This is a genomic window from Cellulophaga baltica (assembly GCF_018861125.1).
In the GTDB taxonomy this organism is placed as follows: domain Bacteria; phylum Bacteroidota; class Bacteroidia; order Flavobacteriales; family Flavobacteriaceae; genus Cellulophaga; species Cellulophaga baltica_A.
On sequence record NZ_JAHKQN010000005.1, the window covers coordinates 98203 to 121587 of the forward strand.

Consider the following 23385-nt stretch of genomic DNA (forward strand, 5'->3'; position numbering starts at 1 on the left):
GTGATGGAACTACAACTAACCCATATTTAATTACTACAACTGAAGCTCAAAACTTGACTGATGTATTAACACTTGGTGCTGATGCTAATGGAACTACCATAACTAATTTAGGAACTCCAATTAATGATGCTGATGCTACTACTAAATTATATGTTGATGATTTAGTTAGTGCTAATATTGCTGACGGCTCTGAAACTAATATTACTGTTGCAGGAATTAATACAATATCTGGTGATGGAACTACAACTAATCCATATTTAATTACTACAACTGAAGCTCAAAACTTGACTGATGTATTAACACTTGGTGCTGATGCTAATGGAACTACCATAACTAATTTAGGAACACCTACTAATGATGCTGATGCTACTACTAAATTATATGTTGATGATTTAGTTAGTGCTAATATTGCTGACGGCTCTGAAACTAATATTACTGTTGCCGGAATTAATACAATATCTGGTGATGGAACTACAACTAATCCATATTTAATTACTGCAACTGAAGCTCAAAACTTGACTGATGTATTAACACTTGGTGCTGATGCTAATGGAACTACCATAACTAATTTAGGAACTCCAACTAATGATGCTGATGCTACTACTAAACTATATGTTGACGATGCAATTAGCACTTCTAACATTTTAAATGACGGTCAAATATTTGTTGGTAACACTAGTAATATAGCAACAGCTGTTACACTTTCTGGTGATGCTACTTTAGCTAATGATGGAATACTTACTATTGCAGATGATGCTGTTTCTATTGATAAAATTGATGCAGAAAGTAATGCAGCTAGTTTTTTAGGAACCGATATTTCAGGAAATCCTACATGGGTAAGTGCTACTAGCTTAGTTGACGGTACAACAATAGGCTTTAATATATCTCAACAATTAGAAGTTTTAGATGGTGGTGTTACAACTACTCAAATTGCTGACGCTACAATTACCAATGACGATATTAGCGCTACTGCAGCAATTGATGGTTCTAAAATTGATCCAACTTTTACAACAGATGTTTCAACAACAGGTAATTTAACAACTACAGGAACCGTAACTGTAGGTGCTAACACAATTACAAGCACAGATGGTTCAGCTGGGCAAGTATTAACAACTGATGGTGCAGGTGCTGCAACTTGGGCAGATTTACCTGCTGATGAAAATACTGAATATATTGCTGGTGATGCTTTAACGTTAACAGGAACTGAATTCTCTATTTCTGATAATGCAATTGTTACTTCTAAAATTGCTGATGGAAATATAACATTAAGTAAGCTTGCTGACGGTACTGCTGTTGGCCAGTTAATGCAATGGGATGGAACTAATTGGGTTTTAATTGAAGAATCTGCTGTAAATGAAAATTTATCAAATGCTGATTTAACGCAAACAGCTCAAAGAACTTATGCCTTAAATGGAAATGATTTATATTTTTCTGGGACAGGAAGTATTGCTATTGGCTCAGATGCACCAGGAACTAATAAGTTAAGAGTTGATGGAGTAGTTAGAGCTACAGGATATCAAGCTCCAAGTAACGCTAGTACAGGAACTCCAGGTTATAGATTTGCTGACGATACTAATACAGGAATGTCTAATCCTGCTGCTGATAATTTAGCTTTTTCTTCTGCTGGAATAGAAGCTATGAGAATAAATGACAGCCAAAATGTAGGTATTGCAACGACAGCTCCTAATTCAACTTTAGATGTAAAAGGTTCATTTTCTACAACAATTAGGACTGATAATAATTCTACTGTTACCATTTTAGCTGATGACTATACGGTTATATTAGGTAATCTTGTAACACAGGTTATTCTTCCAACAGCAACTGGTGTACAAGGAAGAATTTACATTTTAAAAAATACTAAAGGAGCTACTATAAATACAGATAAGTTTTATGTTCCTTCAGATGGTGGAGATGGAATTTATACATTATTTTCCGGTATAACCCAACTACAAAGTGACGGTACTAACTGGCAACAAATCAACTAACATGAAAAACATTTTTTACATATTCGTTTTTCTAGTTACATGGGCAAGCACCGCACAAACAGCCATGTACCACCAAGCTAGTATGCAATTTCACGATGGTTCAGAAGTTGGTTTTCATACCAGTTTTATAAATGATGCTCCTTTTGATCAAAATTTAGGTGCTGTTGGTTTTTATGGCAGTAATTTTTTAAATATTGATGGTAGTGTAACACCTGTATTTTATGATTTTGAAATTGATAACGATCATGGTGTTTTTCTAAGTACCTCAACAAGTGTTGAAAATAATGTAACTTTTACTTTCGGTGATATCATCACCAATAAAACAAACCCAGATATCACTTTTACTTTGCTTGAAAATGCCAATTATATTGGCGAAAGTAGTTTATCTAAAGTTGATGGTTATATGGAGGTTTTAAATAAAAATTCGTATGATTTTCCTGTTGGAGAAGAAAACAAACTAAGGCCTATAATTGTTAATTCAGAAAATATAAACCTTATTAATAAAGCGGCGTATTTTTTTGAAAACCCTAACTCACCAGTCTCTTTTTCTAAAATTTTTGATACCAGCGATGCTGACAGACAGATTGATGGTATAAGCCGTGCAGAATTTTGGAGTCTAGAAGGCTCGGAAAACTCAACAGTAATTCTTTCTTGGGATGTTGATAGTAATATTACTTCTTTAACTGATGTTTTAGAAAATTTATTAGTTATTGGCTTCAGCAAAGAAAATCAAGAATGGGAAATTTTAGGCAATACAGCTGTAAGTGGCGATGTTGAAACTATAGGTTCAATAACCTCCGGTGCTTTTATTCCTGATGATTATGAAGTAATAACTTTTGGCAGTTTATTAGTACCACAAGACCGTTTAACCATTCCTAACTTTTTCTTATCACCCAACGGTGATGGTATAAATGATGCCTTAGTGGTTGAAGAAATGGAAGATTCTGCTGATAATGAATTAAAAATATACAACCGTGAAGGTTCATTAGTGTTTCAGCAAGCAAATTATACTAATGAATTTGTGGGTGTAGCAAACACTAACAATTTCGTGATTCAGAAAGAAAGTGGTTTACCTGCAGGTGTTTATTTCTACGTGATTAACTTATATGATTTAGGTTACGAATTTCAAGGATTTTTATACTTATCACAAGAATAAAAAATACATTATACATTTTTTAGAAGCCATTTATTTATCAAAAAATTGATAAATAAATGGCTTTTTTAATAGTTACTCATCCTGTATTAAATGTTGTTTATCTAAAAAAATATAAGTTTTTACTTACAAAGTACAAAACAAAAACTTAGCATTTTACAAGCGAAATACCTCATTTCACAACAATTATATAAATTAATACATGAACACTTGTTAATATTACCCCAAACACAAGTCGAAATACTATGAAATTTTATCTCCCCGTTTTATTTTTTTTCACGTACATCACTACGACTTTAGCACAAGTTAAGGTAGGTGATGATATTGATGTTATTGATAGCAGTTCTATCTTAGAATTAGAAAGCGCGTCAAAAGTATTAGTGGTTACAAGAATCTCAAATGCTCAAATGAATGCCATTACTCCAATAAACGGAGCAATTGCCTATAATACAGATGAAGAGTGTTTGTATCAATTTAGTCAGAATGCATGGCATAGTCTATGCACTGAAATATCAGGTCAAACAGTAACTTCAATTGAAGACAATGCAAACGGGACATTCACATATTTAGATGAAACTGGGACACCAACTATTATAGAAAAAGGTACTTTAATCAATAATAATGATGGCTCTTATTCATTTTCAAATGGTAGCAGTAATAATATTTTAATTGAAACCAGTGCAGACTCAAACAATTATGACAATTCGGTTTCTTTAATTAATGCTACTACAGTACAAGAAGCAATTGATGCTCTTGTTTTAAACAACGAAACAAATACATTAGCAATTTCCAATAATCTAAATGACATCTCAAGTCTGCAGACTTCAAAAGAAGACACTGCTAACAAGTCTACAGATGGAACTTTAACTGATAATTCTGATGTTGATTTTCCAACGGAACAAGCTGTAAAAACGTATGTAGATGCGCAAGTTGGTGCGATTTCTCAAAATGATGATATTACAGATGCTACTTTAGATGCTTCGAGTATTTTAACAATAAGTGAAGGAACAACAGACGTAACTGTAAATCTTGCAACCTTAGAAGAATCTGCTGAGATCACAGCTAACACAAATACAATTGCAACAAACAGTTCTGATATTTCAGATAACGAAACAGCGATAACTGCTAATGCTACGGCAATCTCAATAAACAGTTCTGATATTTTAGACAACGAAACAGCAATAACTTCAAAAGAAAACGCAACTAACAAATCAACTGACGGGACTTTAGCTGATAATTCTGATGTTGATTTCCCAACAGAACAAGCGGTAAAAACTTATGTAGACACACAAGTTAGTGCGGTTTCTCAAGATGATGATATCACAGGAGCTACTTTAGATGCTTCTAGCATTTTAACTATTAGCGAGGGTGCAACAGATGTAACTGTAAATCTTGCAGCCCTAGAAGAATCGGCTGACATCACAGCAAACACAACTGGAATTACAGCTAACGCTTCTGATATTGCAGACAACGAAACTGCGATAACAGCTAATGCAACTGCAATCTCAACAAATAGTTCTGATATTTCTGATAACGTTACAGACATTGCAACAAATGCAGCTGCAATTGCTACAAAAGAAAACGCAGCTAACAAATCTACGGATGGGACTTTAACAGATAATTCTGATGTTGATTTCCCAACAGAACAAGCAGTAAAAACGTATGTTGACGCACAAGTTGGTGCAGTTTCTCAAGATGATGATATCACAGGAGCTACTTTAGATGCTTCCAGTGTTTTAACTATTAGCGAAGGAACAACAGATGTAATTGTAAATCTTACAGCCTTAGAAGAATCTGCTGAGATCACAGCAAACACAAATACAATTGCTACGAACACTTCTGATATTGCAGACAACGAAACTGCGATAACAGCTAATGCAACTGCAATCTCAACAAATAGTTCTGATATTTCTGATAACGTTACAGACATTGCAACAAATGCAGTTGCAATTGCTACAAAAGAAAACGCAGCTAACAAATCAACTGACGGAACGTTAGCTGACAATTCTGATGTTGATTTCCCAACAGAACAAGCGGTAAAAACATATGTAAACGCACAAGTTGGATCAGTTTCTCAAGATGATGACATAACAGGTGCTACTTTAAATGCTTCTAGTGTTTTAACCATAAGCGAAGGAACAACAGACGTAACTGTAAATCTTGCAGCATTAGAAGAGTCGGCTGATATCACTGCAAACACAACTGCAATTGCTACAAACGCTTCTGATATCTCAGACAACGAAACAGCGATAACTGCAAATACGACTGCAATCACAGCAAACACTTCGGATATCTCGGATAATGAAACAGCGATAACTGCAAATACAACAGCAATCGCAGACGAAACTACTAGAGCTACAAATGCTGAAAATGCAAATACTGTAGCTATTAATAGTTTAGGATCTGGCAAAGAAGATACGGCAAACAAGTCTACAGATGGAACTTTAGCAGATAATTCAGATGTTGATTTCCCAACAGAGCAAGCAGTAAAAACATATGTAGATACACAAGTTGGTGCTGTTTCTCAAGATGATGATATCACAGGAGCTACTTTAGATACTTCCAGTGTTTTAACGATTAGCGAAGGAACAACAGANNAGACAACGAAACAGCAATAACTGCAAATGCTTCTGGAATTTCTAATAACACAACTGACATTACAACGAATACAGCTACAATAACTGATTTAGGAACTTCAAAAGAAAACACAGCTAACAAATCTACAGACGGAACTTTAGCAGACAATTCTGATGTTGATTTTCCAACAGAACAAGCGGTAAAAACGTATGTTGACGCACAAGTTGGATCAGTTTCTCAAGATGATGATATTACAGGAGCTACTTTAGATGCTTCCAGTGTTTTAACTATTAGCGAAGGAACAACAGATGTAATTGTAAATCTTACAGCCTTAGAAGAATCTGCTGAGATCACAGCAAACACAACTGCTATAACGGCTAACGTTTCTGATATCTCAGACAATGTAACTGCAATAAATGCAAATACAACTGCTATTACTACTAACACTTCGGATATTTCAGGCAATGAAATAGCAATCACCGCCAATGCAACTGCGATAACTGATTTAGGAACGGCAAAGGAAAACACTGCTAATAAATCAACTGATGGAACTTTAGCTGGTAATTCTGATGTTGATTTTCCAACAGAGCAAGCAGTAAAAACATATGTGGATGCACAAGTTGGATCAGTTTCTCAAGATGATGATATTACGGGTGCTACTTTAGATGCTTCTAGCGTTTTAACCATAAGCGAAGGAACAACAGATGTAACTGTAAATCTTGCAGATTTAGAAGAGTCGGCTGATATCACTGCAAACACAACTGCAATTGCTACAAACGCTTCTGATATCTCAGACAACGAAACAGCGATAACTGCAAATACGACTGCAATCACAGCAAACACTTCGGATATTTCTGATAACGTTACAGACATTGCAACAAATGCAGCTGCAATCGCAGACGAAACTACTAGAGCTACAAATGCTGAAAATGCAAATACTGTAGCTATTAATAGTTTAGGATCTGGCAAAGAAGATACGGCAAACAAGTCTACAGATGGAACTTTAGCAGATAATTCAGATGTTGATTTCCCAACAGAGCAAGCAGTAAAAACATATGTAGATACACAAGTTGGTGCTGTTTCTCAAGATGATGATATCACAGGAGCTACTTTAGATGCTTCCAGTGTTTTAACGATTAGCGAAGGAACAACAGATGTAACTGTAAATCTTGCAGATTTAGAAGAGTCGGCTGATATCACTGCAAACACAACTGCAATTGCTACAAACGCTTCTGATATCTCAGACAACGAAACAGCAATAACTGCAAATGCTTCTGGAATTTCTAATAACACAACTGACATTACAACGAATACAGCTGCAATAACTGATTTAGGAACTTCAAAAGAAAACACAGCTAACAAATCTACAGACGGAACTTTAGCAGACAATTCTGATGTTGATTTTCCAACAGAACAAGCGGTAAAAACGTATGTTGACGCACAAGTTGGCTCAGTTTCTCAAGATGATGATATCACAGGAGCTACTTTAAATGCTTCTAGCGTTTTAACAATAAGCGAGGGTGCAACAGATGTAACCGTAAATCTTGCAGCCTTAGAAGAATCAGCTGATATTACAGCTAACACAAATGCTATTACAACAAACACTTCTGGTATTTCTGATAACGTTACAGCGATAACTGCTAATGAAACTGCAATCTCAACAAACAGTTCGGATATTTCTGACAACGTGACTGACATTGCAACAAATACAGCAACAATAACTGCTTTGGAAACTGATAAAGAAAATACTTCTAACAAGTCTACAGATGGAACTTTAGCTGACAATTCTGATGTTGATTTCCCAACAGAACAAGCGGTAAAAACGTATGTTGACGCACAAGTTGGATCAGTTTCTCAAGATGATGACATAACAGGTGCTACTTTAAATGCTTCTAGCGTTTTAACGATAAGTGAGGGAGCAACAGATGTAACTGTAAATCTTGCAGCATTAGAAGAATCTGCTGAGATCACAGCAAACACAAATACAATTGCTACGAACAGTTCTGATATTTCTGATAATGTTACAGCGATAACTGCCAATGCAACGGCAATCTCAATAAACAGTTCTGATATTTTAGACAACGAAACAGCAATAACTTCAAAAGAAAACGCAACTAACAAATCAACTGACGGAACTTTAGCAGATAATTCTAATGTTGATTTCCCAACAGAACAAGCAGTAAAAACGTATGTAGATGCGCAAGTTGGTTCCATATCTGGAACAGGAGACATCACATCTACAGATTTAACTATCGGCGGAGACAGCAATGCCTTATTAGGTAATGTTACTTTAGATATTAAAGACAATGCAGTAACAACATCTAAAATTAATCCAGGTACAAATAATCAAATATTAATTACAGATAATACAGGCGCTGTTACATGGGTAGATTCTAACAGCCTTGAGCATTCAGGAACAACAGGATCTTTGTTTTTTGCTGGTTCAGACGGTAAACCCACAGAAGCTAACGATGAATTATTTTGGGACAACACTAACAATAGATTAGGAATTGGGGTTAATAACCCCGAAAATAAATTGCACATATCTGGTGCAGTAAGATCTCAAGGTATACTAAATTCTAATGGTACAGTAAATGAACCTTCATATAGATTTTCTGGAGATACAAATACAGGAATGTATAGAAGAGCTGCTGATGAAATTGGTATAGCTGTTGGAGGTGATGATGCCATTATCATTGATGAGCCTACAACAGGAAACACTCACGTAATAATTACACAATCATTAGAATTGGATGGTACATTGATTGACAACAGCGATTCATCAGGAACTGCTGGACAAGTACTAACTTCTACAGCAACAGGTACTGAATGGGTCGATCCTATTTCAATAAATAGTAGTCCAATAAAAGCAATTGGTAAAATTGCAGCTAACGGTTCTATTTTAAAAGCAACTACTGGTGTTAGCGTAGTTAAAAATTTAGGTGACGGACATTATACAATAACACTACCAGCAGGTGCTACTAGCGATGCCAATTATATTATTCAATTAACACAGCCAGGAAGAGGTGGTGATGGAAACGACGACCCAGGTATTTCATACAGCAACCAAACAACAACAAGTTTTGATGTCATTATAGGGGATAATGACAACGGAGCTAGTGATAGAATCAGGTTTAATTCAGAATTTATGTTTACCATTTTAGACCTGTAAAAAATTAACAACCAAACAAATGAAAAAATTAGCCTTTTTAGCAATATTTATTGCGTATTCAACAAACGTAAAGTCACAGATTGACGGCAGGTATTTATTAGGTTTAACCAAAGCTACAAATACTGAAATGGCTACAGTCATAAGCCCTACAGAAGCATCCGTGCTTTACAATACCGATGAAGAACATGCATATTTAAATACATCAACTGGATTCAAAAAAATATTATTGGAAGATGCTACTTTATCTGGTTTATGGACAACGTCTGGCAATTCTGGAATTACAGCCACAAATTTTATAGGTACTGTTGATCTAAACGATTTAATTTTTAAAACTAATAATATAGAGCGTATCAACATAAAAGCAACAGGAAAAATAGGCATAAATACTGATACTCCAAAAGCACAATTAGATATTGAAAGTGATGATGTTCCATTACGCATAAAACCTAATTCTTCCACTCCAACGGGTACTGATAATGGTCAATTATTTATGGGAGATGATGGTATTCTTTATGCTTATGATTCTGGAAGAGGCAAATGGCTTAGTATAGACAGAAGTCTACTCAACTATGAGAGTATAGTTACTGCATTAAACGCAGTATATATTGGCGCAAGTGGCGTGAGAGTCCCAAGAGATGCTACAATTACAGGAATTACGGTTCAGAGTGGTTCAATCCTGGGAACACCTTGGTCTGTTGAGGTTAGAAAAAATGGTCTCACAGGAAATCTTTTGACTCTAGGAATTTCTTCTATTGAAAGTGGAAAACACGATAGTAATGTAAACATTGATGTTAACGAAGGTGATTATTTGAGAATTTATATTAATGGAGCACTAGTAGTACTTCCACAAGCTTTAATTGAAATCGCATGGAGAAAATAAAACTATTCATATTTTTTATTCTTATAAATTTCTTATCAGTTAAGGCCCAAGAAGAATTACAAAATTTTGGAGCATTAAAAATTCATGATAATGGCGGAATTGGTTTTCATTCAAATCTAATCAACAATGGTATTTTTGATGACAATTATGGTATTGCAGGTTTTTACAGCAATGATGACCTCTATATAACAGGTGCATTTATGCCTATTTTTAATGATATAGAAGTTGTACTCAACAATAATCTAAATTTAGAAGTTAGTGTAGGTGTCACAAACCATAGTAATTTTATTTCTGGAGATATAAAAACTCCTAAAGATCGATTAGATATTACTTTTGATTATACTGAAAGTGGATTTTATTCAGGGGAAACTGAATTATCTAAAATAAATGGATATTCTAGTATAACAAATTTAAAAGAGTTTACATTTCCTGTTGGTGATGAAGTAAAAATAAGACCTGCTCGTATCGAATCAATTAATATTAATCAAATTGCAAAATGTGCTTATTTTCATGAAAACCCTAGTACACCATCAACATTCAATAATTCATTTAACACAGAAAATAGAACTGTTTTTTTACTTGACGTTACAACATTTGAGTATTGGGATCTAGATAGTGAACAATTATCTACCGTAAATTTAGAATGGGATATTGGTAGTCATTTAGATGTAATGCTTACTGATTTAGAAAATTTGACCGTTGTAGGTTGGAGTAAAAAAAACCAAACTTGGGAAAGTTTGGGGAATACTTTTTATACTGGCGATTTGGTCTCAGGAAATATAACGTCAGATTATTTTATACCAGATGATTATGAGGTAATAACTTTCGGAAAAAGCATTAGTATAGATTCTCAAACTGCTGATAATTTAAACTTAGATAATTTTATAATCTCGCCTAATGGCGATGGTTCAAATGATTATTTTGTTATTGATGGTGTTGTTCTCTCGCCTAACAATTTATTACAAATATTTAATAGATGGGGACGTGTAGTTTATGAAAAAAGTAACTATAATAATGAATTTGAAGGCACATCAAATAATTCAAGCACTATTTTAACAGATCGTAAATTACCTGATGGAGTCTATTTTTACATTATAAACCTATATGATATACAACTTAGACATCAAGGTTTTATTTATATAAATAATTAATACTACAAGCTATAGATCACTTAGAAAAGAAATATTTATCTTTATTTTTTATTCTAATTGAACAATAATGAGTCTTAATTCCGTTAATAACCTAGAAGTACGTTTTATTACTGCCACTGAAACACATACCGTAAGGCATCCTGTTCTTAGACCAGGCAGACCTTTATCAAGTTGTATTTTTGATGGTGATACCAACGAGACAACTTTACACTTAGGTGGTTTTGTAAATAATGAAATAGTCGCTGTAGGTTCTTTTTTTAAAAACAACCACTCCGATCATGACTTAAAAAACGCCATACAATTACGAGGTATGGCTGTTTTAGAAGCGTATCATAAAAAAGGGTATGGAAGACAAATACTTGAATATGGTGAAAGCTTTTTTAAAGAAAAAGGCTATGACATTATTTGGATGAATGCAAGAGTTAATGCTTTAAAATTTTATTCAAAATTAGGTTATGAAAAGGTTGGTACTGTTTTTGAAATACCTAAAGTAGGTGAACATTATGTTCTCTTTAAAAAATTATAATAATGAAAAGAAGATCGTTTATTAAAAAAAGTGTAGCTACAAGTTTGGCTTTAAGTATTTTACCAAGTGTTTCATTTGCAAATAATTCAAGTTTAGACTATTCCATACTTGAATTAATGGGTAAAATTGATATCGATTTATATGGTGATGGGTATAAATTGAAAAAAGAAGCTCATGAAGCTTTTGTTGCTATGAAAAGAGCTGCATATACTGGTGGCGTTAACCTAAAAATTGTTTCTAGCTATCGTAGTTTTGATCGCCAACAGTTGATTTTTGAGCGCAAGTTTATAAAATATACAGATGAAGGTTTAGAACCTCTTGATGCTATTTCTAAAATCATTAAATATTCTACGATTCCTGGTACCAGCAGACACCATTGGGGAACCGATATTGATGTAATCGACGGATATCAAAAAGTGGACGGTGATGTTTTAGTACCATCAAAATACGGAGAAGGGCAACCATTTGCTGATTTTAAAAAATGGATGGATGAAAACTCTGAAGATTTTGGATTTTATCTTGTATATGATGACAACAAACGTAGAAGAGGTTTTAGTTACGAACCATGGCATTATAGCTACGCTCCTATTTCTATACCTATGTTAGAATCTTTTAGAAGTAAAAATATCATGCAAATTTACAAAAATGAAGATTTTTTAGGTAGTGAGCACTTTACTTCTAACTTTTTAAGAACATATATTACTGATAATATTTTAGATATAAATTCTAAACTTCTATAAGCTTTTTTTGTATTTTACAAATCACTAAATATCATTAACCATGAAAAGAGGTAGTTGGAAAATACGAATATTTATAGGTCTTGCCATTGTTGCATTTGCATTTGTGCAACGTTGCAATAACAAAGAAGAGAACCCGTACACTAATAGGGTCCAAAACATTAACATGTCTTCTGAACAAGAAATAGCTATTGGCTTACAAAGTAAACCAGAAATTACGCAACAGTATGGTGGTTTGTATCCTGATGAAAAACTTCAATACCTTGTTGATGCAGTCGGGAATAAATTAGTAGAAAACAGTATTGCAAGAGAAACTCCTTACCAATACGAGTTTCATTTACTAGCAGACCCAAATACAATTAATGCCTTTGCTTTACCGGGCGGACAAATTTTTATTACTTACGCACTTTTTTCACAATTAACCGAAGCTCAATTAGCAGGAGTTTTAGGTCATGAAATAGGTCATGTAATTGGACGCCATTCCGCTGAACGTATTGCCGATGGTAGCTTTTGGCAAACTGTAACCATGGGAGCAACTGTTGGTGCAGATGCCGGAAATATAGTTGGAAGCATTGGTCAAAACACCTTATTAAAAAATGGGCGTGGTGACGAATTAGAGAGTGATGATTTAGGGGTTCTTTTTATGATGCAATCTGGTTATGACCCTTACGAAATGATTAAAGTAATGGAAATTTTAAAAGCTGCCGGTGGTTCAAGTAACGTACCTGAATTTCAAAGTACGCATCCCGATCCTGAAAATAGAATAGAAAAAATCGAAGCTTCCATTTTGAAGTATGAAAATCAGTAATCATGTATTTCATCTAATAAATGTTAAATACAGCTATTTTCTTTTTATAATTTTATAGTTTTGTGTCACCCAAGTTTTTACACATCTCCTTTACCCTTATAGCTTTGATTTTATAAATCATCTAAATAAGACTATAATGGGAAAAATTTTACACCTTAGGAACCTTTATTTAGAAGCATTTGAAAATTGTAAACCAGCTTTTTTAGTTGTTTTATTGAAATTATATTCACTTTTTTCAATGGCTATGATATCTATGGCGTTGTACGCGTTTTTGTACAGAGCAGTTAATGGATTCAAATTTTAATATTTTTTACCGTTTTACGAGAACACTGAAAATGTTAAATTCTAAATGAAACAAGAAAGCCATCCACAAGAAGTAGATGGCTTTTTTAGTACTTGAAATTTGAAATAAAAATTAGTTTTAACTTTTCCAATTTTTGTCAATTACCACAAGTGCTTCCTTTGCTTTTGATAATTCTGCATACCTCTTAATTCCATGTTTTCTGTCTGACTTCACCTTCAAATCAGCCCCATTAGCAATTAAAATTTCTAAAATTTCTGTTTTGTTGTAACGTGCTGCAAAAATAGCAGGTGTTAAACCTAATGATTTTTGATTTACATCTTCCCCTAAAGCTATCATATTTTTTACAACGTCAACTTTTCCTTTTAAAATAGCATGGCAAAAAGAGTTCAAACCCTCTGGCTTATCTAATTTTACAATGGCATTCGGAACAGTTTCAGGTGTTTTAAAAGTGCTAGCTTTCATTGATGCGGTACATAGTGCAAAACTTAAAACGGCAATTGAGATTGATTTTTTCATGATGTTCGATTTTTTTTGATTGATGATGAATAATTTTTGATTTATACTATAACAGACGAGATATACTTTAATTTGTTTCAGTATAATTACCGAAATAACATTTTATTAACATTTAAACTGTTTTTACATGAAACATTTAAGGCTTTAAAAACAAAAAGAGGTTCATATTTTTAGCATATAGTAGCATTTCATCTTATTTTTGTAGTACAAAAATTAGTTATCCCATGAACAAGAAAGTAATATTGATGATTTTAGATGGTTGGGGAAAATCTCCTGACCCAAAAGTTTCGGCAATTGCAAATGCAAACACGCCATTTATTGATTCAATTCAAGAAGAATATTCAAATGCTAATCTATTAACGGATGGTATGAATGTTGGCCTTCCTGAAGGTCAAATGGGAAATAGTGAAGTTGGTCATATGAATCTTGGTGCTGGTAGAATAGTGTATCAAGATTTAGCTAAAATAAATAAAGCTGTAAAAGAAGACACTTTAAAAGATGAAGTTGTTTTAAAGCAAGCTTTTGAATACGCAAAAAAGAATAATAAACCAGTTCATTTTGTAGGTTTATTAAGTGATGGTGGTGTTCACAGTCACACTTCCCATTTAAAAGGACTTATTAGTGCCAGTGAAGCCTATGGTCTTGACAATGTTTTTATTCATGGCTTTACTGATGGTAGAGATGTTGATCCTAAAAGTGGAAAAGGGTATGTAGAAACTATCAATGATTTTTGTTCTGATAAAAAAGCAAAATTAGCAACTGTAATTGGTCGTTATTATGCAATGGATAGAGATAAAAGATGGGAGCGTATAAAATTAGCGTACGATCTTTTAGTAAATAATACCGGAACTAAAACAACTGATATTCCTGCTGAATTACAAAAAAATTATGATGCGGATATTACTGATGAGTTTATAAAACCAATTATAGCAACAGATGCTGATGGTTCTCCACTAGCAAAAGTAGAAAATGGCGATGTTTTAATTTTCTTTAATTTTAGAACTGACCGTGGTCGAGAACTTACCGAAGTATTAAGTCAAGTTGATATGCAAGCTGAAGAGATGCATAAATTAGATTTATACTATGTTACCATGACTAATTATAACGACGCTTATAAAAACGTTCATGTAGTTTACGACAAAGCAAATATTGAGCAAACTCTAGGTGAAACTTTAGCAAACGCTGGCAAAAAACAAATTAGAATTGCTGAAACTGAGAAATACCCACATGTAACATTTTTCTTTAACGGTGGTAGAGAAGAGCCTTTTGAAGGTGAGCAACGTTTATTATGCCCATCACCAAAAGTTGCAACTTACGATTTACAACCAGAAATGAGCGCTTATGACATTAGAGATGCAATTATTCCTGAACTTAAAAAAGGTGAAGCTGATTTTGTATGTTTAAATTTTGCAAACCCAGATATGGTTGGTCATACTGGAGTTATGGAAGCAGCAATTAAAGCTTGTGAAGTTGTTGATAGTTGCGCAAAAGAAGTAGTTACTGCTGGTCTTGAAAATGGGTATTCATCAATTGTAATTGCCGATCATGGTAATTGTGATACGATGATAAACCCTGATGGAAGTCCTAATACAGCACACACTACAAACCCTGTTCCTTTAATTCTTGTTGATAAAGATCACATCAAGATTAAAGATGGAGTTTTAGGCGATATCGCTCCAACAATATTAAAATTAATTGGTGTTGAGCAACCAGAGTTAATGACTCAAAAAGCATTGGTTTAAAATTACCAAAAAAAGTATCTTTGTATCCTTATGATTAAAGTAAAAAATACAGAAGAAATTGAATTAATGCGCGAAAGCGCATTAATCGTTTCAAAGACCTTAGGTATGCTGGCTAGTGAAGTTAAACCAGGTGTATCTACACTACAGTTAGACGCTCTTGCGGAAACCTTTATTCGCGATCATGGTGCTGTCCCAGGATTTTTAGGATTATATGATTTTCCTAATTCTCTTTGTATGAGTCCGAATGCACAAGTAGTTCACGGTATACCAAATGATAAGCCTTTAGAAAATGGCGATATAATATCAATAGATTGTGGAGCTTTAAAAAATGAGTTCTACGGTGATCACGCTTATACATTTGAAGTTGGTGAAGTTGCACCTGAAACAAAAAAAATGTTAGACATCACTAAACAATCATTATACGTTGGTATTCGTGAGTTTAAACATGGCAACCGTGTAGGTGATGTGGGCTATGCTATTCAGAAATTCACGGAAGATCATGGTTACGGTGTTGTTCGTGAATTAGTAGGTCATGGTTTAGGCAAAAAAATGCATGAAGATCCTGAAATGCCAAATTACGGGAGAAGAGGTCGAGGTAAAAAGTTTGTTGAAGGAATGGTTGTAGCTATTGAGCCTATGACAAATTTAGGAACACACCGAATCAAACAACTAAAAGATGGTTGGACAATCTTAACAGCTGACGGCAAACCGAGTGCACATTTTGAGCACGATGTTGCCTTAGTGAATGGAAAACCAGAACTTTTATCTACATTCAAATACATATATGACGCTCTTGGCATTGTGAGCGATGAAGAAGATGAATTCAGACAAGTAAAAATATAATAGTTACTTCTCTTATAAATACAAGGCGTGATTAATTTAATCACGCCATTTTTAAATCATGTTAAAACTCTTTAAATACATATTAAACGCAGTACCAAGACCATTACTTATTAAACTAAGTTATATAGCCAGACCAGTTCTTGCTTTTTCTATGCGTGGTAACAAATACACTGACCCAATTGATGGCAAAAGCTTTAAAAAGTTTATGCCTTACGGCTATGAGAGTCCAAGAGAAAATGTATTGTCCCCTTCTACACTATCATTAGAAAGACACCGGTTATTATGGTTGTATTTAAAGAATGAAACAGATTTTTTTACGAAGCCTCAAAAACTACTTCACTTTGCACCTGAACAAGCCTTTCACAAACGATTTAAAGGCTTAAAAAACATTTCATATACAACAACCGACCTTAATTCTCCTTTAGCGGACGTGAAAGCTGACATATGCAATCTCCCTTTTGAAGAAAACAGTTTTGATGTTATTTTTTGTAATCATGTATTGGAACATATACCAAATGATAAAAAAGCTATGGAAGAAATGTATCGAATTTTAAAACCAGGTGGTTGGGGCATATTTCAAATTCCACAAGATTTAAATAGAGCCGTTACTTTTGAGGATGATTCTATTACAGATAAAAAAGAAAGAGCTAAAATATTTGGCCAATATGACCATGTTAGAATTTACGGTCGTGATTTTTTTGAGAAGTTAAGAGGTATAGGTTTCACTGTAGAAGAAGTGGACTACACATCGCAATTGACTCCAGAACAAGTTGATAAATACCGTTTAGCAAAAGGAGAAATTATTCCTTTAATAAAAAAATAGAATATGTATTATTTTATCATAACATTACTAAAACCATCAGTAGAGAAAAACTTAATTTGATCATCCACACCTACATAAATAAAATACGCATCAATGTGCGTAATTTTGGAAAGTAGCTCCATTGAATCAACAAGATCCATTGCCATAAAAGAAGTCGCAAAAGCATCAGCTTCTGCACAGTTTTCGGCTAAAACAGAAACAGCTAATACATTTGAATTTTTAGTAAAACCAGAAATTGGATCAACAGTGTGAACAAATTTTTTCCCTGTTTTTTTATCTACACGATAATGCCTATAATTACCAGAAGAAGCCATAGCTCTATCCTTTAAATATATTTTGGCAATTGGAGAAGTTCTATCCGTTGCTTTTGGGTTATCTATGCCAACAACAAATGCTTTGTTTTTAATTTTATTAATACCTTTTGAGATTAACTCTCCTCCTACTTCAATTAAGTAATCAGATATTCCCTTTTGATCTAATAAAACAGCTAGTCGATCAACAGTATATCCTTTTGCTATGGCATTAAAATCAAATAATATATTAGCATTTACTTTACGAATAGTTTTATCTTCTTCTAATTTTACTTTATTAAAACCAACAAACTCTAAAAGGCTATCTACTTTTACACTATCCAATTCAATATGTTTCCCTTGTCCAAAGCCCCAAGAATTAACTAAAATACCAACCGTTGGATCAAAATAACCATTAGTAGTTTTATTTACTTTTTTTGATAGATTAAAAACCTCTTCAAACATTTCATCAATAACAACTGTTGAATCACCTTTATTAATCTTGGAAATATCTGAATCTGATTGGTAAGTAGACATGGATTTATTCATGGCCACAAATAGTGAGTCTATTTCTTTACTAAAATCTCTATGTTCAGTATCATAAAAAATAATAGAATATGTGGTTCCTAATGCATTACCAGATGCCCTATTCTCAACAATAGTGACTTCTTTTTTGCATGAACTCCCAATAAAAAATAAAACAAATACAATACATAAAACTAAAAATCTAAAGTTTAATAAGCCCTTCATAGTCAACAACGTAATCTTCATTTAAATAAACTGGTTTCTCATAATCTTTCGCATTCACCAAACCAACACCAGCAAAAAAAGTTTCAGCTTCAAATTTTAAAGCATGATCTTTAATTTTATCAAAACTAGATAAATCAAACTTCCTTGGATCATCTGGATAACTAATGCATTTGACCACTACAAAATGAAGCTTTTTATCCTTTAAACAAACAAATTGTGGATTTTTTTTTAATTGACTATTAACAGCCATAAATTCAAAACCATTTTCTTCTAATTGTTTCCCAACAATGTTCATTGCTAAATTGTGAAGTTCTTGTTCAGAGAGTGCTTTCATAAGTTAAAAAGAAAAAACCGATATAGTTAAATATCGGTTTTGTTAATATACTTTATTATTTAGTTTTATTTTAAATTAACCTCCAAAATCATCAAATCGGATGTTCTCATCAGCTAAACCAAAATCTTCTCCCATTTTTTGAACAGCCTTGTTCATTAATGGTGGACCACAGAAGTATAATTCTATATCTTCAGGAGACTCATGTTTGCTTAAATAATTATCTATAACACAATTATGAACAAAACCAACAAAACCGTCACCAGGGGCATCTAAACTTTCTTTTACTTTCCAGTTATCTTCTGGTAAAGGCTCAGAAAGAGCCAAGTAAAATTTGAAGTTAGGGAATTCTTTTTCCAACTCGTAAAAGTGATCTAAATAGAATAACTCACGTTTAGAACGACCACCGTACCAGTAAGAAACTTTTCTACCAGTTTTTAATGTTTTGAACAAGTGGTACAAGTGAGAACGCATTGGTGCCATACCAGCTCCACCACCTACATATAACATTTCAGCATCAGAATCGTTAATGAAAAATTCTCCATAAGGTCCTGAAATAGTTACTTTATCACCAACTTTTCTTGAAAATACATATGACGATGCAATACCAGGATTTACATCCATCCAAGCACCTTTAGCTCTATCAAAAGGAGGTGTTGCAATACGAACATTCAACATGATCTCTCTACCTTCAGCTGGAAAAGAAGCCATTGAGTATGCTCTCTCTACAGTTTCAGGATTTTTCATCACCATTGGCCAAAGACCAAACTTATCCCATTCTGCTTGAAACTTATCTGGCGTTTCATGCTCTTCTGGGTGAGCAGTAATATCCATATCTTCAAACTTCACTTCACAAGGAGGGATTTCAATTTGAATATAACCACCAGCTTTATAACCCATATCTTCAGGAATCTCTACAACAAATTCCTTAATAAATGATGCAACATTATAATTACGAACAACAGTTGCTTCCCATTTCTTAATACCAAAAACCTCTTCAGGTATGGTAATATCCATGTCTTGTTTAACTTTAACTTGACAAGCTAAACGTGCACCATGAACAAGTTCTTTTTTTGAAAAGTGAGGCGTTTCAGTAGGTAACGCTTCACCACCACCAGAAAGTACGTGACATTCACATTGAATACATGTTCCACCACCACCACATGCTGATGGTAAAAATATTTTTTGATTACCTAAAGTAGAAAGTAAAGAACTTCCTGACCCTACTTCAATTTTCTTTTCTCCATTAATTGTAATGGTTACAGGACCCGAAGGAGATAGTTTTTCTTTTGTAAAAAGCAAAAGAGCAACTAATATTAATAACAATACCATAAATGCAACCACGGTGATCGCAATGTATCCGCCTGTACTTGTAGCTAAAATCATTCTTATTTGTTTAAAATATCATTATAAGAAACTTCATTTTCGTCCATTTCTTTATTTATTTTACCTTCTTCTATTTTCTGGGCAGTTTTAACAGCTTCTTCAGCAGGAGCTTCATCACCACCTGTTAACATACCACCAAAACTTTGAAAACCGATACCCATTAAGCCAGTAATGATAAACGTAATACCTAACCCTCTTAAAGGAGCTGGAACGTTTGAATATCTAATTTTTTCACGGATTGCAGCAATAGCTAAAATTGCTAAAAACCATCCAATACCTGATGATATTCCATAATTAAAAGCTAAACCTAAGGTTTGAATATCTCTTGATTGCATGAATAATGAACCCCCCAAAATAGCACAGTTTACAGCAATTAATGGCAAAAATATACCTAATTGATTATATAGTGAAGGTGAGAATTTTTCAACAACTATCTCTACCAATTGTACCATTGTTGCAATGGTAGCGATAAATAAGATAAATGATAAAAAACTTAAGTTATAATCTGCATATTCAGGACCTAACCACACTAATGCACCATCTCTTAAAAGATACTGATCTAACAGCCAGTTTAATGGCACCGTAACAGCAAGTACAAATATTACCGCTGCACCTAAACCAACTGCTGTAGCCACTTTTTTAGAAACCGCCAAGTAAGAGCACATTCCTAAGAAGACAGCAAAAACCATGTTGTCTATAAATATTGATCTAAAAAATAATTCTATATGTTCTAACATCGCTATTTCTTATTTTTTAATTAATTTTCTTCTATTAATGAAGGGTTACGAGAACGTTGAACCCAAATGATAATACCTACTACGATCAATGCTGCAGGAGGGATAATCATAAATCCGTTATTTTCATAACCGATAGAATACAAACCTGTTTTCTCAATAGGATCTCCTAAAACTTTAAAGCCTAATAAAGTACCTGAACCTAATAGCTCTCTAAAGAAACCTATAATTACAAGTATAATTCCGTAACCAAGTGAGTTACCAATACCATCCAAGAAAGATTTATAAGGTCCGTTAGCTAAAGCAAAAGCTTCAAAACGACCCATAATAATACAGTTAGTAATAATTAAACCCACAAAAACCGATAAGGTTTTACTTAACTCGTAAGCAAAAGCTTTTAGTACTTGATCTACAATAATTACTAAAGTTGCAACCACAACTAACTGAACAATAATTCTAATTTTAGAAGGGATAATGTTACGCATTAATGATATTACTACGTTACCCATTGCTAAAACAAACATTACAGATACTGCCATAACTATTGAAGCTTTAAGCTCTGCTGTAATTGCTAATGCAGAGCAAATACCTAATACCTGAATAGTAATCGGATTGTTATCTGCTAATGGGTCTAAAATTAGCCCCGCGTCTTTTTTTGTAAGTAATCCCATATTTATTTTACTCTAATGGTTTTTAAATAGTCTTTATAAAGATTTACTGTTTCTGTAATCATAGCAGAAACACCATTACCGGTAATTGTAGCACCCGCAAGTGCATCAACTGCATTATCATCTTTTCTTTCATTAACAGGGTCATTGTTACCTTTTGCAACAGTAATACCTTTATAACGTGTTCCAGACATGATAGTTTCCCCAGTAAAATCATCCATAAAGTAACGTTGTTTTATGTTTGCACCTAAACCAGGTGTTTCACCTTTATGATCAAAATAAACACCTTGAACCACCATATTTTTATCAAGAGCAATAAAACCCCATATAGCATCCCAAAGGCCTTTACCATACATAGGTATAATATAAAACTCTTTATTATCTTTTTCACCAACAAACAAAGGCAACTTAGGTGTTTCACCTGTTTTAGAAATTGCTATTTGTTTTTTCATATCAATTAAGTAAGCTTCTTTATCTTCAGTAACTTTATCACCTTCGATAACCAATTGCTTCTTAATATACTTTAAAAATTCATCCTCTACTTCATTAGCAGGAATAAAATTTACACTACCCTCATCAACATTACTATTTACGCCCATAGCGTAAAGAATGTTTTGTTGTTTTTCAAATTTTTCGTTTTCTGCTATTTTATCACTTAAGCCTGAAGCTGTTAGTGCTAAAACAGAACCTACGATTACAACCATTATTGCCGCAAATACTACGGTATAAACGTTTTTATCTGTGTTAATTGCCATAATTAAACGGTTTCAGCTTTTAAATTTTCAGATTTTGATGAATCAACTTCAATGATTGTAGCATTCTTAAGTCTCTTCATTCTTTTTTTGATGTTACCCTGAATCACATAATGATCAATTGTAGGTGCAAATACGTTCATTAACAATATTGCTAAGAAAACACCCTCAGGATATGCAGGATTAAATACACGTATCATTACCGAAATAAAACCGATAAAGAAACCGTAATACCATTTACCTTTATTTGTTTGAGAACCTGTTACTGGATCCGTGGCCATATATACAATACCAAAAGCTAAACCTCCAACAATTAAATGTTTCCATGACTCAAAACTCATAAGACTATAAAACTTACTAGTTTCAGTAATCCAACCAGCATCAGTAACTCCATTAAAAATAAAGCCCATTACTAAAGCACCAATAATAGCACTTAACATAATTCTCCAGCTTGCTATTTTTGTAAAAACTAAAAACAAACCACCTAATATGATTAAGAATGTAGAAGTTTCACCAACAGAACCAGGTATAAAACCAAAGAACATATCAGAAATAGAATAAGTCATATCTCCGTTTTGAGCCAAAGTACCTAAAATTGTCTCTCCAGAAATCGCATCAGGCCCACCAGCTAATTCAACAGCATCGTGCACCCAAACTTTATCACCACTCATCCAAGTTGGGTAAGCAAAGAACAAGAAAGCTCTAATTGTTAATGCTGGGTTTAATATATTCATACCAGTACCACCAAAAACTTCTTTACCTATTACAACACCAAATACAACTGCTACTGCTAGCATCCATAATGGTAAATCTATTGGAACAATTAATGGCACTAACATACCAGTAACCAAATACCCTTCTTCTACTTCATGACCTTTTATTACTGCGAATATAAATTCTACTAAAAGACCAACACCGTATGAAACAGCTACTAAAGGAAGAACTTTAATGATTCCTATCCAAAAGTTATCCCAAGTAAGAAAGTCGCTCACTAAAGAGAACTCTTGAGGAAAACCATTGATAGCACCAAAGTGTTGATATCCTGCATTGAACATTGAAAACAATAATACTGGTATCAAAGCCATTATTACTGTATTCATCGTTCTTTTTAAATCATCTGCTCCTCTAACATGACTACCAGATTGTGTAGTTTCATTAGGTGCATATAAAAAAGTATGGACTGCATTGAAGGCTGGTGCCATCTTTTTGCCCTTATACTTTTCTTTTAAATTGTGTAAGTTATTTTTAAGGCTCATA

Annotated in this window: 21 protein-coding genes; 12 read left to right on the forward strand and 9 right to left on the reverse strand. The window is 33.5% G+C overall.

The window, feature by feature from the left end; translation table 11 throughout:
* On the forward strand, positions 1-1985 hold a 1985-nt coding region (locus KO500_RS01145), incomplete at its 5' end, for a beta strand repeat-containing protein (protein ID WP_215954654.1).
* Between the two features lies 1 nt (position 1986).
* Positions 1987-3141, forward strand: coding sequence for a gliding motility-associated C-terminal domain-containing protein (locus KO500_RS01150; protein WP_215954655.1), 1155 nt, complete (start codon positions 1987-1989; stop codon positions 3139-3141).
* Positions 3142-5952: 2811 nt separating this feature from the next.
* On the opposite strand, the gene KO500_RS01155 is transcribed toward KO500_RS01150, so the two are convergent.
* Complete coding sequence (locus tag KO500_RS01155; RefSeq protein ID WP_215954656.1) at positions 5953-6162, reverse strand: hypothetical protein; 210 nt, start codon at positions 6160-6162, stop codon at positions 5953-5955.
* A 160-nt stretch (positions 6163-6322) separates the two neighbouring features.
* Between KO500_RS01155 and KO500_RS01160 the strand changes: the two genes are divergently transcribed.
* The 7 genes from KO500_RS01160 (at position 6323) to KO500_RS17530 (ending at position 13293) form a co-directional block, all read left to right on the forward strand.
* Positions 6323-8887, forward strand: a complete 2565-nt coding sequence (locus KO500_RS01160; protein WP_215954657.1) for a beta strand repeat-containing protein — start codon at positions 6323-6325, stop codon at positions 8885-8887.
* 19 nt (positions 8888-8906) lie between these two features.
* The gene (locus tag KO500_RS01165) at positions 8907-9767 is read left to right on the forward strand and encodes a hypothetical protein (RefSeq protein ID WP_215954658.1); all 861 of its coding nucleotides are present in this window, start codon (positions 8907-8909) and stop codon (positions 9765-9767) included.
* Positions 9755-10918 (forward strand): gliding motility-associated C-terminal domain-containing protein, encoded by a 1164-nt coding sequence (locus tag KO500_RS01170; RefSeq protein ID WP_215954659.1) that lies wholly within the window; start codon positions 9755-9757, stop codon positions 10916-10918. Before KO500_RS01165 ends, KO500_RS01170 begins: the two co-directional genes overlap by 13 nt.
* 67 nt (positions 10919-10985) lie before the next feature.
* Entirely contained in the window at positions 10986-11444 is a 459-nt protein-coding gene (locus tag KO500_RS01175) for a GNAT family N-acetyltransferase (protein ID WP_215954660.1), read from the forward strand.
* Between the two features lie 2 nt (positions 11445-11446).
* The gene (locus KO500_RS01180) at positions 11447-12184 is read left to right on the forward strand and encodes a M15 family metallopeptidase (RefSeq protein WP_215954661.1); all 738 of its coding nucleotides are present in this window, start codon (positions 11447-11449) and stop codon (positions 12182-12184) included.
* 40 nt (positions 12185-12224) lie between these two features.
* Positions 12225-12989, forward strand: coding sequence for a M48 family metalloprotease (locus KO500_RS01185; RefSeq protein WP_215954662.1), 765 nt, complete (start codon positions 12225-12227; stop codon positions 12987-12989).
* A 136-nt stretch (positions 12990-13125) separates the two neighbouring features.
* The gene (locus KO500_RS17530) at positions 13126-13293 is read left to right on the forward strand and encodes a DUF6747 family protein (RefSeq protein ID WP_354668427.1); all 168 of its coding nucleotides are present in this window, start codon (positions 13126-13128) and stop codon (positions 13291-13293) included.
* Between the two features lie 117 nt (positions 13294-13410).
* Here the strand turns inward: KO500_RS17530 and KO500_RS01190 are convergent, their stop codons facing one another.
* The gene (locus KO500_RS01190) at positions 13411-13809 is read right to left on the reverse strand and encodes an ankyrin repeat domain-containing protein (protein WP_215954663.1); all 399 of its coding nucleotides are present in this window, start codon (positions 13807-13809) and stop codon (positions 13411-13413) included.
* Positions 13810-14033: 224 nt separating this feature from the next.
* Between KO500_RS01190 and gpmI the strand changes: the two genes are divergently transcribed.
* Genes gpmI through KO500_RS01205 form a run of 3 tightly spaced genes read left to right on the forward strand, consistent with a single transcriptional unit; the run spans position 14034 to position 17217 of the window.
* Complete coding sequence (gene gpmI / locus KO500_RS01195) at positions 14034-15551, forward strand: 2,3-bisphosphoglycerate-independent phosphoglycerate mutase (RefSeq protein ID WP_215954664.1); 1518 nt, start codon at positions 14034-14036, stop codon at positions 15549-15551.
* Between the two features lie 30 nt (positions 15552-15581).
* Entirely contained in the window at positions 15582-16394 is an 813-nt protein-coding gene (map, locus tag KO500_RS01200; protein ID WP_215954665.1) for a type I methionyl aminopeptidase, read from the forward strand.
* A 58-nt stretch (positions 16395-16452) separates the two neighbouring features.
* A complete protein-coding gene (locus tag KO500_RS01205; protein ID WP_215954666.1) occupies positions 16453-17217 on the forward strand; it encodes a class I SAM-dependent methyltransferase in 765 nt (254 codons plus the stop codon).
* Positions 17218-17225: 8 nt separating this feature from the next.
* On the opposite strand, the gene KO500_RS01210 is transcribed toward KO500_RS01205, so the two are convergent.
* From KO500_RS01210 to KO500_RS01240, 7 genes are all read right to left on the reverse strand, one after another.
* Positions 17226-18257 (reverse strand): FAD:protein FMN transferase, encoded by a 1032-nt coding sequence (locus KO500_RS01210; RefSeq protein WP_215954667.1) that lies wholly within the window; start codon positions 18255-18257, stop codon positions 17226-17228.
* Complete coding sequence (locus KO500_RS01215; RefSeq protein WP_215954668.1) at positions 18235-18591, reverse strand: Na(+)-translocating NADH-quinone reductase subunit F; 357 nt, start codon at positions 18589-18591, stop codon at positions 18235-18237. Before KO500_RS01215 ends, KO500_RS01210 begins: the two co-directional genes overlap by 23 nt.
* A gap of 75 nt (positions 18592-18666) precedes the next feature.
* Positions 18667-19974 (reverse strand): NADH:ubiquinone reductase (Na(+)-transporting) subunit F, encoded by a 1308-nt coding sequence (gene nqrF, locus KO500_RS01220; protein WP_215954669.1) that lies wholly within the window; start codon positions 19972-19974, stop codon positions 18667-18669.
* Between the two features lie 2 nt (positions 19975-19976).
* Entirely contained in the window at positions 19977-20711 is a 735-nt protein-coding gene (gene nqrE / locus KO500_RS01225) for an NADH:ubiquinone reductase (Na(+)-transporting) subunit E (protein WP_215954670.1), read from the reverse strand.
* Between the two features lie 20 nt (positions 20712-20731).
* Positions 20732-21379, reverse strand: coding sequence for an NADH:ubiquinone reductase (Na(+)-transporting) subunit D (locus KO500_RS01230; RefSeq protein WP_215954671.1), 648 nt, complete (start codon positions 21377-21379; stop codon positions 20732-20734).
* A 2-nt stretch (positions 21380-21381) separates the two neighbouring features.
* Entirely contained in the window at positions 21382-22131 is a 750-nt protein-coding gene (locus KO500_RS01235) for a Na(+)-translocating NADH-quinone reductase subunit C (RefSeq protein ID WP_215954672.1), read from the reverse strand.
* A gap of 2 nt (positions 22132-22133) precedes the next feature.
* The gene (locus KO500_RS01240; protein ID WP_215954673.1) at positions 22134-23384 is read right to left on the reverse strand and encodes an NADH:ubiquinone reductase (Na(+)-transporting) subunit B; all 1251 of its coding nucleotides are present in this window, start codon (positions 23382-23384) and stop codon (positions 22134-22136) included.
* Position 23385: the final 1 nt, after the last annotated feature.

Bases quoted from the DNA above. Each gene is read 5' to 3' on its own strand.
- KO500_RS01205 (WP_215954666.1), top strand. From the start codon at position 16,453: ATGTTAAAACTCTTTAAATACATATTAAACGCAGTACCAAGACCATTA.
- nqrE (WP_215954670.1), bottom strand. From the start codon at position 20,711: ATGTTAGAACATATAGAATTATTTTTTAGATCAATATTTATAGACAAC.
- KO500_RS01190 (WP_215954663.1), bottom strand. From the start codon at position 13,809: ATGAAAAAATCAATCTCAATTGCCGTTTTAAGTTTTGCACTATGTACC.
- map (WP_215954665.1), top strand. From the start codon at position 15,582: ATGATTAAAGTAAAAAATACAGAAGAAATTGAATTAATGCGCGAAAGC.
- gpmI (WP_215954664.1), top strand. From the start codon at position 14,034: ATGAACAAGAAAGTAATATTGATGATTTTAGATGGTTGGGGAAAATCT.
- KO500_RS01175 (WP_215954660.1), top strand. From the start codon at position 10,986: ATGAGTCTTAATTCCGTTAATAACCTAGAAGTACGTTTTATTACTGCC.
- KO500_RS01235 (WP_215954672.1), bottom strand. From the start codon at position 22,131: ATGGCAATTAACACAGATAAAAACGTTTATACCGTAGTATTTGCGGCA.
- KO500_RS17530 (WP_354668427.1), top strand. From the start codon at position 13,126: ATGGGAAAAATTTTACACCTTAGGAACCTTTATTTAGAAGCATTTGAA.
- KO500_RS01185 (WP_215954662.1), top strand. From the start codon at position 12,225: ATGAAAAGAGGTAGTTGGAAAATACGAATATTTATAGGTCTTGCCATT.
- KO500_RS01150 (WP_215954655.1), top strand. From the start codon at position 1,987: ATGAAAAACATTTTTTACATATTCGTTTTTCTAGTTACATGGGCAAGC.
- KO500_RS01215 (WP_215954668.1), bottom strand. From the start codon at position 18,591: ATGAAAGCACTCTCTGAACAAGAACTTCACAATTTAGCAATGAACATT.
- KO500_RS01240 (WP_215954673.1), bottom strand. From the start codon at position 23,384: ATGAGCCTTAAAAATAACTTACACAATTTAAAAGAAAAGTATAAGGGC.
- KO500_RS01165 (WP_215954658.1), top strand. From the start codon at position 8,907: ATGAAAAAATTAGCCTTTTTAGCAATATTTATTGCGTATTCAACAAAC.
- KO500_RS01210 (WP_215954667.1), bottom strand. From the start codon at position 18,257: ATGAAGGGCTTATTAAACTTTAGATTTTTAGTTTTATGTATTGTATTT.
- KO500_RS01170 (WP_215954659.1), top strand. From the start codon at position 9,755: ATGGAGAAAATAAAACTATTCATATTTTTTATTCTTATAAATTTCTTA.
- KO500_RS01230 (WP_215954671.1), bottom strand. From the start codon at position 21,379: ATGGGATTACTTACAAAAAAAGACGCGGGGCTAATTTTAGACCCATTA.
- KO500_RS01180 (WP_215954661.1), top strand. From the start codon at position 11,447: ATGAAAAGAAGATCGTTTATTAAAAAAAGTGTAGCTACAAGTTTGGCT.
- nqrF (WP_215954669.1), bottom strand. From the start codon at position 19,974: ATGATTTTAGCTACAAGTACAGGCGGATACATTGCGATCACCGTGGTT.